16 protein-coding genes and 2 pseudogenes are annotated in these 15,550 nt (G+C 40.0%); 14 read left to right on the forward strand and 4 right to left on the reverse strand.

Annotated elements, in window-relative coordinates; all coding sequences use genetic code 11:
• Positions 1-127: 127 nt before the first annotated feature.
• The 3 genes and pseudogenes from ACWIX0_RS07035 to rpsB form a co-directional block, all read right to left on the reverse strand.
• Positions 128-730, reverse strand: a complete 603-nt coding sequence (locus ACWIX0_RS07035) for a YhcH/YjgK/YiaL family protein (protein WP_454173134.1) — start codon at positions 728-730, stop codon at positions 128-130.
• Between the two features lie 128 nt (positions 731-858).
• Positions 859-1,926, reverse strand: coding sequence for a translation elongation factor Ts (gene tsf, locus ACWIX0_RS07040; protein WP_454173214.1), 1,068 nt, complete (start codon positions 1,924-1,926; stop codon positions 859-861).
• Positions 1,927-2,077: 151 nt separating this feature from the next.
• Positions 2,078-2,875: pseudogene (rpsB, locus tag ACWIX0_RS07045) on the reverse strand (30S ribosomal protein S2); the annotation flags it as partial.
• A gap of 371 nt (positions 2,876-3,246) precedes the next feature.
• Here rpsB and ACWIX0_RS07050 point away from each other — a divergent pair.
• From ACWIX0_RS07050 to ACWIX0_RS07115, 14 genes and pseudogenes are all read left to right on the forward strand, one after another.
• Positions 3,247-3,744, forward strand: a complete 498-nt coding sequence (locus tag ACWIX0_RS07050) for a DUF4279 domain-containing protein (RefSeq protein ID WP_454173136.1) — start codon at positions 3,247-3,249, stop codon at positions 3,742-3,744.
• 112 nt (positions 3,745-3,856) lie between these two features.
• The gene (locus ACWIX0_RS07055) at positions 3,857-4,486 is read left to right on the forward strand and encodes a queuosine precursor transporter (RefSeq protein WP_454173138.1); all 630 of its coding nucleotides are present in this window, start codon (positions 3,857-3,859) and stop codon (positions 4,484-4,486) included.
• Positions 4,487-4,917: 431 nt separating this feature from the next.
• Positions 4,918-5,853, forward strand: coding sequence for a DMT family transporter (locus tag ACWIX0_RS07060; RefSeq protein WP_454173140.1), 936 nt, complete (start codon positions 4,918-4,920; stop codon positions 5,851-5,853).
• 96 nt (positions 5,854-5,949) lie between these two features.
• Positions 5,950-6,231 carry a hypothetical protein gene (locus ACWIX0_RS07065; RefSeq protein ID WP_454173142.1) on the forward strand — a complete coding sequence of 94 codons (282 nt, stop codon included), beginning with the start codon at positions 5,950-5,952 and terminating at the stop codon, positions 6,229-6,231.
• Positions 6,232-6,378: 147 nt separating this feature from the next.
• A complete protein-coding gene (locus tag ACWIX0_RS07070) occupies positions 6,379-6,624 on the forward strand; it encodes a 2-hydroxymuconate tautomerase family protein (RefSeq protein ID WP_454149707.1) in 246 nt (81 codons plus the stop codon).
• Positions 6,624-7,181 (forward strand): annotated as a pseudogene (gene msrA / locus ACWIX0_RS07075) (peptide-methionine (S)-S-oxide reductase MsrA); the annotation flags it as partial. The gene ACWIX0_RS07070 and the pseudogene msrA, both read left to right, overlap by 1 nt.
• Positions 7,182-7,355: 174 nt before the next feature.
• Positions 7,356-7,529, forward strand: coding sequence for a hypothetical protein (locus tag ACWIX0_RS07080; protein ID WP_454173144.1), 174 nt, complete (start codon positions 7,356-7,358; stop codon positions 7,527-7,529).
• 60 nt (positions 7,530-7,589) lie between these two features.
• Positions 7,590-8,213, forward strand: coding sequence for a recombination protein RecO (recO, locus tag ACWIX0_RS07085; protein ID WP_454173146.1), 624 nt, complete (start codon positions 7,590-7,592; stop codon positions 8,211-8,213).
• A gap of 141 nt (positions 8,214-8,354) precedes the next feature.
• Positions 8,355-9,536 carry a hypothetical protein gene (locus ACWIX0_RS07090; RefSeq protein ID WP_454173148.1) on the forward strand — a complete coding sequence of 394 codons (1,182 nt, stop codon included), beginning with the start codon at positions 8,355-8,357 and terminating at the stop codon, positions 9,534-9,536.
• Between the two features lie 53 nt (positions 9,537-9,589).
• On the forward strand, positions 9,590-10,399 hold the full coding sequence (gene minD, locus ACWIX0_RS07095) for a septum site-determining protein MinD (protein ID WP_454173150.1): 810 nt from the start codon (positions 9,590-9,592) through the stop codon (positions 10,397-10,399).
• Positions 10,400-10,458: 59 nt separating this feature from the next.
• A complete protein-coding gene (minE, locus tag ACWIX0_RS07100) occupies positions 10,459-10,695 on the forward strand; it encodes a cell division topological specificity factor MinE (RefSeq protein ID WP_454173152.1) in 237 nt (78 codons plus the stop codon).
• 29 nt (positions 10,696-10,724) lie between these two features.
• The gene (locus ACWIX0_RS07105) at positions 10,725-12,329 is read left to right on the forward strand and encodes a divergent polysaccharide deacetylase family protein (RefSeq protein WP_454173154.1); all 1,605 of its coding nucleotides are present in this window, start codon (positions 10,725-10,727) and stop codon (positions 12,327-12,329) included.
• 7 nt (positions 12,330-12,336) lie between these two features.
• Entirely contained in the window at positions 12,337-13,218 is an 882-nt protein-coding gene (locus ACWIX0_RS07110) for a DNA-processing protein DprA (RefSeq protein WP_454173156.1), read from the forward strand.
• A gap of 44 nt (positions 13,219-13,262) precedes the next feature.
• Entirely contained in the window at positions 13,263-13,745 is a 483-nt protein-coding gene (locus tag ACWIX0_RS07115) for a RuvX/YqgF family protein (RefSeq protein ID WP_454173158.1), read from the forward strand.
• A 119-nt stretch (positions 13,746-13,864) separates the two neighbouring features.
• On the opposite strand, the gene ACWIX0_RS07120 is transcribed toward ACWIX0_RS07115, so the two are convergent.
• On the reverse strand, positions 13,865-15,547 hold the full coding sequence (locus tag ACWIX0_RS07120; RefSeq protein ID WP_454173160.1) for a hypothetical protein: 1,683 nt from the start codon (positions 15,545-15,547) through the stop codon (positions 13,865-13,867).
• Positions 15,548-15,550: the final 3 nt, after the last annotated feature.

A 15,550-nucleotide genomic window follows, 5' to 3' on the forward strand; every position in this document is an offset into this window, starting at 1 on the left:
CAGATGCTTTATCTATACTACAAAGCAAAAAATAATGCAAAAAAGCGCAAAAAGACAAATGCGATTGTAACAAAAAAAAAAAAAACGAGTTTAAAAAAGAGGCAATCAAATTGGTTTTGAAAAAGTTTTAAGGAAAAAGAGCTAGCGGGACTTTTAGGACGGTTTTAAAAACTTCTGGGATTTTTTTGGCAGTAGCACCACCAAAATCTTCTAGCCCAAGCCCACCTGCGTGGACATCTTGCGGGAAAAATACCGCCAAAGTGCCTGCATTTAGAAAAAGTTTGGAGCAATGATTGGGCGTTTTATACACGAGCAAATCCCGCTCGGCATCGTATTTTTCCTCAATGGTGCATTCGCTACTAGGGGCTATCAAAAAATACTCCTGCCCACGCACAATCAGCTGAAAATCTACAAATTCTTTATGGCTTTCAAAAAACGCTTTAGATTCTAGCTTGAGGGGGTAGCTTTGTTCAATGGCATAGATATTTTTGGTGATTTGGATTTTGCTCTCGCCCTTTGTGGATAGGATTCGCTGGTGGATAGGACTTTTGGGCGTGAGTGCTTCTAGCATATATGGATACACATATTGCAATGCTTCAAATACATTTGGAGGCTCTTCATTTACGCTATTTGGTTTGATTTGCGCTTGATTTTCATTTAGATTTAGACTATCAAAAAACTCTGGTGCAAAGACTTGCAAAAGCCCACCTGCTTTACCAAATACTGCCATTTTTTACCCCTTGTTTTGCTCCGTTTTGCAACGAAAGTATGCTAGATTTCCCTTTATTATAGCGTGATTGCAAAATCTTTTTGCAATATTTTTTTGCTATCCTTTATTTATGTGTTTTTATATTGCGTTTATTTCATCTGCGCAGCGACTTCATCAGCGAAATTTTCAGCCTTTTTTTCTATCCCCTCGCCAAGCTCAAATCTCACATATTCTAGGATTTTTATATTATCGTTCCATTCTTTTGACTTATCGCTCAAAACTTGGGCTATGGTTTTTTTGTCATCTAGGACAAAAAACTGCCCTAACAAAGTCAGCCTTTGGTCAATTAGCGTATTATCCGAGATAAATCGCTCAATTTGCCCGGGGATAATCTTATCCCATATCGCTTCAGGCTTTCCCTGCTTGGCTAGATTTTCTTTTAGTTTGGATTCTTGTTTTGCTAGCACATCATCGCTAAGCTGGGCGCGTGAAACATACTCTGGCACATTTTTTAGAGGCTTGCCAAGTCGCTTTAGCTCCTCATTTTCTTTTTCTATTTCAGCTGCAAGTGCTACGCATTCTTTTTGCAAAAACTCATCACTAAATCCCGTATAATCAAGCACTGTTGGCTTCATAGCCGCTGCGTGCATACATAGATTTCGCACAAGTTCGGCGATTTTTTCTGTATTTGCACTATTGTCAAATTTCGTGCTGATAAGCACCCCTACCCGCCCATTAAAATGCACATATCCATTTACAAGCGTATTTTTGCCTGCATTTATGCTTTTGATCCTGCGGACGATGATATTTTCGCCAATCTTTGCGATTTGACTTTTTAGATAATCATCGAAGTTAGCGCAATCCACTTGCAGTTGTTGCAAATCTTGCACATCATTCACAGAATTTTGATAAGCAAGCGAAGTTGTCTTTGATACTAAGTCTTTGAAATTATCATTTTTAGCGACAAAATCTGTTTCGCTATTTATCTCTACGAGTGTGGCTTTGGAAAAATCTTTTGCTACTTCCACAGAGATGACACCCTCCGCGGCTACTCTATCGGCTTTTTTTGCCGCCTTGCTTAAGCCTTTTTCACGCAGATACTCTACTGCCTTTTCCAAATCGCCATTTACTTCTACAAGAGCCTTTTTGCAGTCCATCATTCCTGCATCTGTCATTTCTCTTAGCTGTTTTACAAGCTGTGCGCTAATCTCACTCATTTTCGTCCCCTTGCGTCTTGCTAGGTTGTGCCTTTGTCGCTCTTGGCGTGCGAGTGGCTCTAGGCGTCCTAGCGCGTGGTTTTGCCTCATCTGTCTCGCTTGTATTTCTTGTGCTTCTTGCTTTATCTACGCTAGATTCCCTCTCTAAGCCTTTTTCTAAATCTTTGTTTGATTCTTGCATTGCTTCTTGCAAGACTTCTTGCTTTTCTTTATCGCTTGCTGGCACTCGCTCACTAGATTCTGCAAAATCATTTTCATTTAGATTATCCGCATTCATCTCGCGCCCCTCAATGATAGCCTCACTCATTTCCTTACAAAAAAGCTGTATGGAGCGGATAGCATCATCATTCCCCGGGATTGGATAATCCACTTTGTCAGGGTCGCAATTTGTATCAAGCGGTGCTACTACGGGTATGCCTAGCCTGCGCGCTTCTGCTACGGCGATTTTTTCTTTTACCACATCGATGACAAAAAGCATATCAGGGGCTTTTTTTAGATGTCGCACACCGCCTAGATATTGTGTTAGTTTTTCTTTTTTGCGAAGTAGCATTAGTTTTTCTTTTTTGGTTAGCAAATCGATTTGTCCGCTAGATTCCATTTCTTCGATGATTTCTAGCTTTCTCACGGAGCGTTTAATCGTGCTAAAATTGGTTAGCATACCGCCTAGCCAACGATAATTCACATAGGAGACATTTACTTTTTGTGCTACCTCTTTGATAGCATCGCTTGCCTGCCTTTTTGTCCCTACAAACATTATCACTTTGCCTTGCGAAGCTGCCTCTCGCACGATATTGTAAGTGTATCGAAAGTATCTTAAAGTTTTTTGTAAGTCGATAATGTGGATATTTTTTCTCACTCCAAAGATAAATGGTTTCATCTTTGGATTCCACCGCCTTGTCTGATGCCCAAAATGCACGCCGCATTCAAGCAAATCTTTCATCGTTACCATTGTAAATTCTCCTCTTTAGATTGGTTTGTCCTCCACGCTCTTTAACGCTAGAATCCTATGCCAAAATCCATACTATAAAATGGCGATAAATAGCGATTTTAGATTCTATAACGCAACGCAAATAAGGAATAAGCGTGTGTGAAATATGCCCAAATATCATAAAATATTTTGGCAAAAAGACGAGGGGGATTTTAGCCTAGTATTCCTAATTTTTTGCTTAAATCTAGCAAAATCAAAGCAAATCCATCGCGCAAAACAAAACAAACAAAACAAATTTAGCTTTTTGCGATAAAATGCGCGTTTTATCGATTGGGGCAATCAACTAAAACAAAGATTAGATTTTGTATATTTTGATTTAGGAAGTTTGGGCTATGCAAAAGCGTTCGTATTTTATGCTTGGGATTGAGCTATATATGGAGGATTTTTCGCCATTAGAAATGTATGCAAAGCTAGGACTTCGCCCAAATGAGTGCAAAATTGCTAAAAAAGAAGCGATAATTTTAAGCTACAAAGAATGGAAAAAACAATTAGAAAAATACGAAAAATCCACACAAGACGCGCAAGATAAAACCACGCTAAATGACATAAAAATCGAAGATACAAACGCCATAAAAGGATTTTACAAAATCCGCTCCAAAATCTTTAATGCTAGCTCTTTTCGCAAAGAATGCGATAGATTTATCTCTAAACTAGAAAAAAAGAAAAAAACCCTGCTTAGCATAAAGCAAACACACAACGCATTTATCGTGCTTAGAATCTATGCTTTTGTAAATAAAAAAGATTTTCTAGGGCTAAATCTATCCACAAATGCTAGCAGATTTTGCGCAAGTGTGAATGCTAGGATTTTGACGCAAATAAAAGTGCTATGAAGCAAAATCTAACATATAAAATCATTAAAATAAAAAACGCAAAAAAACATTTAAGAATCAAAAAAAGGCAAAAATCCAAAATCACAAATGAAATCAAACTTAAGGAATCAAAATGCAACAACTCCCCGACACAAAAACCACCGATTCTACCCCAACGATAACGCCAAACACGCTACCAAAAAAGCCAAGCAAAATGCCATTAAAAGTAATGCTTATTAGCTCGCTACTTTTAAGTAGCATAATCATCATCGCAAACTACACCGTGCAGTTTAAGATAGGCTCTACGCCACTCACTTTTGGTGCGCTAACTTATCCTTTTAGCTTTTTGTTGCTTGATATTTTGAGCGAAAAATACGGCAAACAAGAAGTGATAAAAGTGCTATTTTTGGGACTTTTGATAGCTTTTTATCCCTCATATTTTGCCTCCACCCCGCAAATCGCCTTTGCTTCAATCATCGCTTTTTGCGTATCCCAACCACTTGATGTGGCGATTTTTTACGCGCTTAAGACTTACGCGCCAAAGCATTGGTGGCTACGAAATGGAGGCTCGACACTAAGCGCGCAATTTATCGATACGATGGTGTTTTTTTGCGTGGCTTTTTGGGCTGTGCAAAGCGTGGGAGAATCGCTACAAATGGCATTGGCGGATTATTGTATTAAGACTATTGTAAGCCTTGCAAATACGCCATTTTTTTACATTCTTGCCATTCGCGCCAAACGGATTTGGCAACATATTACTTAGGATTTTGAAAATATTTTCAAGCGACAAAAAATCGTTTTTAGATTTTGCATAGCACAAAATCTAGCAAGATTTTAGCAATAAAAATCAATGATGAAATAACGCTATTTATTTAATTGAGCCTTAAGTTTTATTGTTTTGTCATACTAAAAGGCTAAGCCCGAAGCATTTAAAAAACACATTCTGCAAAAACGCCACCTTTTAACATAATGCAACATTTAAAAATTTGGATACTTTGCTTGCTAAAGTATGATAAGAATCCACACAACAAAATCTAACCTCAAAGCAAAGACAAATCAACAAAACAAAACCACACTCCCAATACCACTATTTTTAAGAAAATACTATAATTCACCTCTGCAAAAAATGCAAAATTTTTACAAAAAAATCTAAAAACACCAAACCACAAAAATCCCCTAAGGAGCATAAGTCTAATGTTTGCAAAAGTTAAAAACACATTTGGTATCAAAATCTTGCTAGTGCTAGCAATGATGGGCTGGGGGCTTGTGTGGGCATTATCCAAAGTGCTTTTAGAGTATGCCTCCCCCGCGCAAGTTGCCTGCGTTAGATTTCTTATCGTTTCTATTTGTTTTATCCCGCTTTTTTTTGTCCTAAAAATATCTTTTAAAATCCCTCCCAAAGCCTACGCCCCGCTAGCTTTTACCTCGCTTTTTCATATTGCTTACTCTTATGCTATGTATGCGGGTATGGAGTTTGGCGATGCGGGTAGTGCGGGGGTGATTACCGAAGTGTTGCCTCCCATTATCGCGGCGTTTTTATGGAGTGTGTGGAGGAAGCAAAGCCTACTAAGGCGTGAAAAATGGGGGCTAGCACTTGGCATATTAGCAGGTGCGTTTCTCACAAATCTTTTTGGCGACATAAGCGCGATTTTCCACCCTTTTAATGCCATCTATCTTTTTGCCTCGCTTGGCTGGGCATTTGTGATGATAGGCTCTCGCCTAGCAAGTGAGAATCTAAACCCGCTTTGCGTAAATTTTTATATTTGCATTATTAGCGCGCTTGCTTTTTTGCCATCACTTTTTATGCTAGATTCTAGCGGGGTTAGCGGATTTAGCAAAATCTTAGAGGCAGATTTTATCTTTTGGGTTAGCATTATCACAGCGGCTTTGTTTTGCACGGTGTTTTCTACGAGTGTGTTTTATCACGGGCTATTTGTGCTAGGCGTTACTCAAGGTGGGATTTACGCGCTACTAACGCCTGTGTTTGCGCTGATTTTTGCGTATTTTATATTGGGCGAGATTCCGCAGTATTACACGATTGTAGGTGGTGTGCTAGCAGTGGGGAGCGTGTGCGTGATAAATCGCATAGATTTTGGAATCTTTACGCGCAAAAAGCCACAAAAAACATAAATCCACATTAACCAACTTATAAAGCAATTTATGCTATGATACTTCCCTAGAATCCAAACACAAAACTCACAAACAAACAAAAACAAAGGAGACAAAATGAAAATGATGAAAATCTTACTAGCAGCTACGCTTACTACTAGCGCGTTTAGCACATTGGCAATCGCAGATGAAGACCTCACAATGTATAAAGTCGCAAATATGCTAAAACAAGGCAAAGGCAATGTCTGCAAAACCCCAACTAAGCGCAAAAATGTAACCGCAGTATGCTACAACAACCTTGTCTATCTCTACAATATCAAAGAATCCGTAGAGCTACACCCAGAGCTAGATAACAACGGCAAAAAGCTAGAATGCAAATGCCCTCCTAGAAAAAAATAGCCTCTTTTGGTTTTATAGATTTTGAGGCTTTGGAGGGGGGATTTTAGCTTTTACCACTTTTTACTTCATACTACTTTTTACCACGACTTTATTTCACTTTTACGCATTTTGGTTTTAGCTGATTTTTAATGACTTAAGGAGGCATAAATGCCATTTGTCAATATTCGTATCACAAAAGAAAACGGAGAACCCACAAAAGAGCAAAAAGCTCGTCTCATCGAGGGTGTAACGGATTTGCTAGCCCAAGTGCTAGGCAAAAACAAATCTAGCACCGTGGTAATAATCGATGAAATCCACACCGATGACTACGGGCTAGGAGGCAAGCCAATCACGCAAGTGCGCAAAGAACAAGCAAAAGCACAAAGCAAATCCCAAGCAAAAAAGCTCAAATAATGCGAATCTATCTAGCGGGCGGGTGCTTTTGGGGTGTGCAGGCGTATTTTGATTTAATCAAAGGCGTGCTTGATTCTCAAGTGGGCTATGCAAACGCGCTCCCGCAATACACTAAGAATCCAAGCCAAAAATTAAGCTATGAAGTGGTGTGTAGCGGGCTAAGTGGCGCGGTAGAAGCAGTGGAGATTGACTTTGATGAGGGGATTTTGCCTTTACATTCTCTGCTTGCGAGGTTTTTTAGTATCATAAATCCCACAAGCATAAATAGACAGGGCAACGACATAGGCACGCAATATCGTAGCGGAATCTACGCGCTAGATGAGCGCATTTTAGCGCGTGCAAAAGAATTTATCGCTAGCAAGATCGCTCCACAAATCGCCCTAAAAGCCTCTTTGAGAATTTCCCCTTTGACAACGCCCCCTTTGACAACGCCTTTGCAAATCGCCACCGAAGTCCTGCCTTTAGCCAACTTCACACCCGCAGAATCCTACCACCAAAAATACCTCGCAAAAAACCCCAATGGCTACTGCCACATTGATATAACAAAGGCATTAGAGCCACTACAAACAATCTAAAATCTATTTAGCAAAATATGCTACAATCTAGCCTATTTCATTGCGCTTTGATTGCGACTAAGTGGCGGCTAAGAAAGACAAAAGCCCACCAAGCAAAGCCCTAAATAGGCGTTTATAGCAAAAAATCGTTGATACAACGAAACAAAGGAGTGTGAAATGGCTGAAAAACCTAGCAAAATCAATGTCCCAAGAATCAAAGAAAAAAATGTAAAGCTAGATTTAAAAGATGAGAGTGAAATCAAAAAAGGCGATGACGCGGTTATGCTTTATGTCATCGGCGGGATTTTAATCGTCATAATGTTTATCGTGCTATTTCTAAACGGAGTATAAGCAGTGTAGGCACAAACGCCAAAACACAAAAAACGATGATTTTAAGCACTAGGGCGCAAAGTGCAAGGCTATATTTTACACACACAAAAGCAAAAAGGAGAAGACTTAATCGTCTATATCCTTACTGATTCTGCCATAAAAACGCTATATCGATTCTATGGTGCGAGGCATTCAGCCATTCATCTTGGGCATAGAATCGACTTTGTCCAAGAATCAAATGGGCTTTTTATGCCAAAACTTCGTAGCGTTATGCACTTAGGATTTCTCTGGGAGAGGGAGCTAGATCGCGTGTATGTGTGGCAGAGATTTATCGGGCTACTTCACAAACATTTGCAAGATATTTTTGAGGTTGAGGGGTTTTATATGGAGATTTTAGATGAGGCAGCACACAAGCTAGAGCGACAAAACCCTATGCGCGTGATGATAGAAGCCTACTGCCAAATCCTCCAAAAAGAGGGGCGAAATCCAAACCAAACCCACCATAACCAATGTTTTTTATGTGGCGAAAAGCTGGGCGAGGACATAGCCCTTGTGCGCTCGTTTTTGCCTGCACATAGGCATTGTGCCAATGGATTGCACACACAAAAAAGCAAAATCAAAGATTTTTTTAGCACGCAAAGTAGCCTAAATCTAAGCGATGATGAGGTGCGGGGATTTTATGAAGTGCTGTTGCTAGGATTTTAGATTTTGTGCTTTATGGGCATTTTTATGTGGTATTCTTGTCGTTTTAGATTTTTTGATTTACACAGATTTAGATACAATCTTTTTTTGTTTTGCATAATATTTTGCATTTGATGTTGATGTCCAAAATGTTAAGGAGTTTTTTTGCATAGATTTGGTAGTTTTGGTAGATTTTACTCTGTTTTGGTGGCGGCTTTTATAGTGGCTTTTAGCAGTGGCTGTGCCACAAAAGACAAAAACCAAACAACCCTCACTCAAACAAACTCCACGCAAAAAAACCTCACTAAAGTAATCCTAAATATCTCTAGCTACACCGATGGATACAAAAAACAAAAATCCGTCCTATCATATTGGTGCAAACTAGAATCTAACTTAGAATCTAATTTGGAATCTAGCGCAAATTTAGCTGATAATATAGATTTACAAGATGCCAACACCACGATAGATTCTCCAAAATCCCCCGCACAATCCCAAACCACAAAATCTAGCACAAAAACTTCTACCACAAAAACTACTGCCACCCCACACAAATGCAAAGCCATTGGCGGTGCAAATGCGTTTTTTCGTGCATTTGGGACTTCATCGTTTCGCGCTCCTAGAGATGAGGTGGTGGAGCTAGAGGCAGGAGAGTATTACCTAGCAGCATTTGAGATAGAGACAAAAAAAACCATTATGCAATCCTGTGATAGCCTAGCTAGGCAAAATCCAAAAGACGCCTATAAATGCGGAGGGTGGGATTATGAGGCAAATAAACCTAGATTTTTATCATTTAGTGTAGGCGAAATTGCGACAACGCAAACAAGCGAGCCAAAACCAAATCCATCGCCAATCATATTGCCAAAAGTCCAAATCCACCTAAAAGCTAAAGAGCAAGCAAACAACGCAAAATCCACCACGCAAGCAAAATCTAGTAAAAAAAGAAATGAGGATTATGAAGTAGTGTTTATTGTGGAGGATTTTGACAAAAATATCAATGGGCAGGATTTAGAACAGGCTAACGATGTGCAACAAGATTTAGCACAAAATGTGGCACAAGATGGCACACCACAAGATGAAAAAAGCGCGCAAAACTCCCAAAATCTAGCACAAAATGCACAAAATCACTCATATAAAGCCAACTCTAAGCGTGGTAATGCTATATTTTCGCTTGGCTCTAGTGTGAGATTTGAGTTTGCAGATTTTGCAAATCAAAAAAACGATAAAAACAATCAAAAAAAGCAAGTCCTGCCAAACAAATCGCAAGATAACGCCCCTGCAAATATCGATTCTAGCGCAAATCCCACACAGGATACGACCAAAATAGACACTCAAACAAACGGAATATAACTTGCTTTAAACCAAACAACTCCACAAACTAACAACATAAAAGAGGTGCATAAATGTCTGAAGTCATAACGATTACTTCTGGTAAGGGAGGCGTAGGCAAATCTACTGCTACGGCAAATATCGCAGTAGGGCTTGCCCAGATGGGACAAAAAGTCGTAGCAGTAGATTTTGATATAGGACTGCGAAACTTAGATATGATTTTGGGGCTAGAAAATCGCATAGTCTATGATGTCATCGATGTGATGGAGGGGAAATGCAAACTATCCCAAGCCCTTATCCAAGACAAAAAAACACCAACCCTACACTTCCTCCCCGCAAGTCAAAGCAAAGACAAAAATATCCTAGACAAAGCCAAAGTCCAAACACTTATCGAAGAGCTAAAGCAAAGTTTTGATTTTATCTTGCTAGATTCTCCTGCGGGGATTGAGGGGGGGTTTGAGCATTCGATTTTTTGGGCAGATAGAGTGCTAGTGGTGGTTACCCCTGAGGTAAGCTCTGTGAGGGATAGCGATAGAGTCATAGGGCTTATCAACGCAAAATCTTACAAAGCAAGCGAGGGCGTAAAAATCCCTATCCACCTTATCATAAACCGCATAAAGCCCGAGCTAGTAGAATCTGGCAAAATGATAAGCACGCAAGATGTGATAAAAACCCTTGCCATCGAGCTTATCGGGCTTATCCCCGAAGATGACAAAGTAGTAACTGCTACCAACAAAGGCGAACCTGTCATCTATGACAAAAATAGCATAAGCGGGGAATGCTACAAGCGCATAGTCGCTAGAGTGCTAGGCGAAGAAGTGGATTTTGTAGAGTTTAAATCTAGCGGTGGGTTTTTAAAATCACTTGGCAGGATTTTTAAATAACCCCACACAACAAGCAAAAAAAGACAAATCAAACAAAAACTAAGCAAAAGGGATAGACAATGGGCATCATAAGTTACTTTACCAATAGAGACAATAGCGCGAAAGTCGCCACAGATAGATTGCAGTTTATCCTAGCCCACGAGCGCACCGCCAAAATCCCCTACATCGAGCAAATGAAGCAAGAGATTTTAGCCGTAGTCAAAAAATACACAAACACCGATAATATCTCTATCAAAGCCGATTCTAACCAAGACATTAGCACACTTGAAGTAGAAATCATTTTAGACAACAAATAATCCATAAAGGCGAACTTTGGAGGTTTGAGATGCGTATATTTGGCAAAAAAATAAGCACGATTCTTATCGTGCTACTGATGGCTGGTATCGGGCTATATTCGTATAAAATTTATGAAGAAGACACCGCAACTAGCCGAGAAAAAGCAAAAGTCCAAAAACAAGCCCAAACAGATTCTAAAGAATCTAGCTGGGGAAATCTTTTTGAAAAAGGGCAAAAATTTATCAGCGACAAAGTCAGTGGCGCGACAAATGCTTTTAGCAAAAAACCCTACCTTGCTATCATAATGGACGACATAGCCTATCCTAAACAATTTGATGAGCTTCAAAAACTAGGGCTAAAAATCACACCTTCATTTTTCCCTGTAAGCTATTATTCTCCCGAGACTGCGAGGCTTGCTGCAAAAAGTGAATTTTATATGGTGCATTTGCCACTAGAAGCGATGAATGCCCAAAGTCCTAAATTTGAATGGATGCGCGTAAATATGGACATAAGCAAAATCCAAGAAATCATCGCCAAAATCAAAAAAGATTTCCCCAAGCTAGAATATATCAACAACCACACGGGCAGCAAGTTTAGCTCTAGTTTTAGAGATATGCAGCGACTGCTTTATGTGATGGATTTGTATGGGATTGATTTTGTGGATTCTCGCACGAGTGCCAATACCCAAGCCCCTAGAATCTATGAAGAAAGCAAAAGACCCCTGCTAAGTCGAGATGTGTTTTTGGATAATGAGCAATCTGTCTCATACATAAACTACCAAATAAGCCAAGCCATAGAAACTGCCAAGCAAAAAGGCTATGCCATAGCGATTTGCCACCCGCATTCTGCGACTTTTCGTGCGCTAAAAGAGGCAAAATCTACGATTTTAAATGAAGTAAATCTAGTCTATGTAAAGGATTTGCCCATAGCCAAACAACATCGCCCGCGACTCCAAATCGCCCTAGATGACAAAACAAAATCTAAAATCAACCCAAAACTATTTGAGGGTATCCCTGATTCTCGCTATGCAAACATAGACAACACAATGTTTATAGAGAGCAAAAGAGAAAAAACTAACCCCCAAATAACCCCCGCTAATGCCTCTCCTAGTGTCGCCAAACAAGCTGGCTTTAGCCAAACCCCCGCTAAAGAATCAGAAGTAGCCCAAATGGCAAAATACAACAAATCCACAAAAGATAATTCCATAAAATCCCAAGCAGGCATTCTAAGCACGCAAACAAGCCCGACTAACACTACTCAAAACATAGCTTTACAAAAATCTTTCCCCACCCAAAATCCCCAAAAGCCCACCCCCAAACCCACTAAACCACACCTAGCCCAAAACCAAAATCCACCAAGTATTGCCAATACACAAACACCACAAAGACGCTACACCCCACCCACACCACCAAAATCAAAGCCCAGCTCTATCTGCTCAGGCAATGAGCTAGAAGCGTTTGTCTCAGGCTGTGCAAATGGTGGCGATATGAGCGTGAGCGCACGCGAGTATGAAAAAAGCCAAAAAAATAACCAACATTTCTTAAACGTCTCAATGTGTAAAGACGCGGGTGGCAAATGGCAAAATGGCAAATGTCAGCAACCAAAAGGTGCGCACTCTTTTAGCTCACAAAGCATATCAATAGAGGGATTTTAGCCACCAAATGCAAAGCCATTTTTCTAGCTTTTTGTTAGATATTCCAAACGAATTTCTTAGCTTAAAAAACCCTCCCCAAAAGCTATTTTTCACAGGGGATAAATCCCTGCTAGATTTTACCCCAAAAGTCGCTATCATCGGCTCTAGGAAGCCAAACCAATACGCACAAATCCAAACAGCAAACCTTGCAAAATCTATCATTCGCGCAGGCGGAGTGGTGGTAAGCGGAGGTGCTTTGGGAGTGGATATTATCGCCCATAGCGCAGCACTTCCGCGCACGATTATGTTTTCTCCTTCTAGCCTTGATACGATATATCCTGCAAATAATGCAAATATTATCCGCCAAATCGCCACAAACGGACTAATAATCAGCGAATACGAAAACAATCCCCATCCAAAACGATACGAATTTTTGCACAGAAATCGCCTTGTTATTGGCATTAGCGACATAGTGATAATCCCTCAAGCAGATAGGGCAAGTGGCTCTCTCTACTCCGCAAATCTCGCCATAGAATCAAAAAAACCCCTCTTTGTCCTATCCCATCGTATCGGCGAATCACTCGGCACACAAGATTTACTCATAAAAAACAAAGCACAAGCCATTTTTAGCATAGAATCATTCCTAGAGTGCGTAGGACTAAAATCTAGCATTGCCCCCCATGCAAACCAAACCAAAAACACAGAATCTACCACCAATCTTATCTCCCAAGACGCATCACAACAAAACTCTAGTCAAATCTCTAGCCCAAACTCTAGTGATGCTATTTTAGATTTTTGCAAAAACAATCCCAGCTTTGAAGAGGCGTATTTACGCTATGGCGAAGAGATTTTATCCCTAGAGCTAGAGGGGATCATCTCACGCGTAAATGGACGAGTAGTTTTGCTATGAAAACGCATTTAATAACTTTGTAACGCCACAAAAAGATTCTATGAATGCAAAATCTTAGCCAAAACCACAATCAATCCCCAATCATCGCCTGTGATATAGGACTAAAGCGCATAGGGCTTGCTACCATTATAGAGGGCATTATCTTGCCCCTAGAGCCGATATTTCGCAAAAATCGCAACCAAGCCGCACAAGACTTGCGCAAAATACTACAAAAGCGCGGTGCAAAAAGGCTAATCGTAGGTTTGCCAGAGGACATACAAGACAAACAAAATGCTAGCCCAAACGACACCACACTTAGCCAAAATCCCACCTCCACGCGCATAAAGCATTTTATATCCTTGCTAGATTGTGCTAGTTTGAGCTGCGAAGTAGTCTTTGTAGATGAGAGTTTTAGCTCACAATTCGCCTTAGAAAATTTATCTCACGCCACAAAATCTACCCGAAAAAAAGCAAGCAAAGATGGCAGGCTAGATTCTCTCGCAGCGTGTGAAATCCTCCGCCGATACATAGCCTCTCTAGCTACATAGTTTTTTGTGCTATTTTGCCCGCTATTTTAGTAGCACGACACAGGCGCGATATTTTTTGCAAAATCGATTTTACAAAGGCAATTTTTGTCGCGTTTTTTAGACAAAATGTTAGGCGTAAATCATTTTTTTACTCTAAAAAGCCTAAATTGTGCGTTTTGAAAAATGAGATTTGTGCGCTCTATAAAATCGCTTGAATCTATGTTTATCCCACCATAGCCCTCCCACAAGCTAACCTCCCACAGCACAAAATCCACCTCATCAAATCTAGCGATATTATTACTTGCAAAGGCGATTCTGCCCGTGTTTAGATACAGGACACGCGGTTTGTGAAATAAAATCACCGCTTCTTGTGGCGTATGTTGCTTGATAAAATCCCATACTTCACGCGCTTCCTTTGTATATGCCCCAGAGGTAGAAACTTTGTGTGTAAAGCTAATGTTTTTTGCACCAAATGCAAAATATGCCAGCACAAAAGCCAAAAGCACACTCATAATTCGCCCAAATAATGCCTTTTTACCATTTAGGTAAATTAGCCCTTTTGCGCCCCAAAACACAGCAAAAGGTAGCACCAAATACACAAAGCGAATCCCTTGAGTGCCTATCCACAAGAGTAAAAGCAGCATAAACCCACATACAAAAACTACATAAAAAATATTCTCACTAGCATTTGCCCCCTTTAGATTCTCTCTAATCCCAAGATAAATTAGCGGCACACTTAAAAGAATAAAAATTCGTAAAAATTTATGCGCTTTTTCTGCGACAAAAAAATCACCAAAAGTCTTTACATAATACCCAATATGATGAAAAATGATTTTTGCATTTGTGTTTGCAATCTCGCTAAAATGCCCGCTACCACCGCTTGAGAGATGGAGGGCAACGACTAAAAATCCAATCGCAAAAATGATATAAGGAATGGCGTGAATATGCGGTGGGTATGGCGAATGCACGCGCTCCAAAAACTGCAATGCGCGGATTTTAAAGATTTGTGGCGCAAATTGATTTGCTAAAAGTATCCCCTGCATTGTTATCAACACACACAAAATCACAAAACCATTCATACGAATAAGACTTGCAAAAAGCATAAAAACCCCACCAAAAATAGCGATACACAAGCCGTGAAATTCCCCCTCCATTGCGGAGTGGGTTAGGGGGTGGGTAGAATTGTTATTGTTAAATTTTGCGTCATTATTTTTTTGTGTGTTACACCCACCCCCTTTATCCCCCTCTGCAATGGAGGAAGAATGCCCAAAATCGCAAAACAACTTTGCCAAAATGACAAGCGCGACAAATCCAAATAGCAAAAATGACACATCACTTAGCACATTATTTGCTACAAACCCCGTCATAGAGGGATTTATCGCAAAAAATAGCGTAGCAATCAGCGCGTAGATTCTAAGCAATCTCTTTGCGCAAAAAATATAAAAAATCCCCACAAAAATAGCGTAGCAAACAATATTTATCGCCTTAAAAGCGACTAGATTAAAACCAAAGATTTTATAAATAATCGCAATAAATAGCGGAAACCCCCACGGATACGCATAAGGACCATAAAGCCAATCGCACTTATCCATCATTAGCGTATTTTCGCTTATGTATTGCTCCGTTGTGCCTTGCACTAGGGCGATTGCCTGTGCGATATATCCGCTAAAATCCCCACCCCAATTATGCCCGCTATCCATTTTCCCCACACATAAAAAAGCCGTGATTATCACCAAAATCAGCGCGATTACATAATCAACCCTACCAAAAGATACAAGTTGAAAATTTGCTAGATTTTGCTTAATGTTTATGTGATTTTTCATTTT

This window comes from Helicobacter sp. T3_23-1059 (assembly GCF_053654515.1).

Coding starts and splice junctions, on each gene's coding strand:
- ACWIX0_RS07080 (WP_454173144.1), top strand. CDS start 7,356: ATGGCTGAAAAACCTAGCAAAATCAATGTCCCAAGAATCAAAGAAAAA.
- ACWIX0_RS07105 (WP_454173154.1), top strand. CDS start 10,725: ATGCGTATATTTGGCAAAAAAATAAGCACGATTCTTATCGTGCTACTG.
- ACWIX0_RS07065 (WP_454173142.1), top strand. CDS start 5,950: ATGAAAATGATGAAAATCTTACTAGCAGCTACGCTTACTACTAGCGCG.
- ACWIX0_RS07060 (WP_454173140.1), top strand. CDS start 4,918: ATGTTTGCAAAAGTTAAAAACACATTTGGTATCAAAATCTTGCTAGTG.
- ACWIX0_RS07110 (WP_454173156.1), top strand. CDS start 12,337: ATGCAAAGCCATTTTTCTAGCTTTTTGTTAGATATTCCAAACGAATTT.
- tsf (WP_454173214.1), bottom strand. CDS start 1,926: ATGAGTGAGATTAGCGCACAGCTTGTAAAACAGCTAAGAGAAATGACA.
- ACWIX0_RS07115 (WP_454173158.1), top strand. CDS start 13,263: ATGCAAAATCTTAGCCAAAACCACAATCAATCCCCAATCATCGCCTGT.
- ACWIX0_RS07120 (WP_454173160.1), bottom strand. CDS start 15,547: ATGAAAAATCACATAAACATTAAGCAAAATCTAGCAAATTTTCAACTT.
- ACWIX0_RS07035 (WP_454173134.1), bottom strand. CDS start 730: ATGGCAGTATTTGGTAAAGCAGGTGGGCTTTTGCAAGTCTTTGCACCA.
- minD (WP_454173150.1), top strand. CDS start 9,590: ATGTCTGAAGTCATAACGATTACTTCTGGTAAGGGAGGCGTAGGCAAA.
- minE (WP_454173152.1), top strand. CDS start 10,459: ATGGGCATCATAAGTTACTTTACCAATAGAGACAATAGCGCGAAAGTC.
- ACWIX0_RS07055 (WP_454173138.1), top strand. CDS start 3,857: ATGCAACAACTCCCCGACACAAAAACCACCGATTCTACCCCAACGATA.
- ACWIX0_RS07070 (WP_454149707.1), top strand. CDS start 6,379: ATGCCATTTGTCAATATTCGTATCACAAAAGAAAACGGAGAACCCACA.
- ACWIX0_RS07050 (WP_454173136.1), top strand. CDS start 3,247: ATGCAAAAGCGTTCGTATTTTATGCTTGGGATTGAGCTATATATGGAG.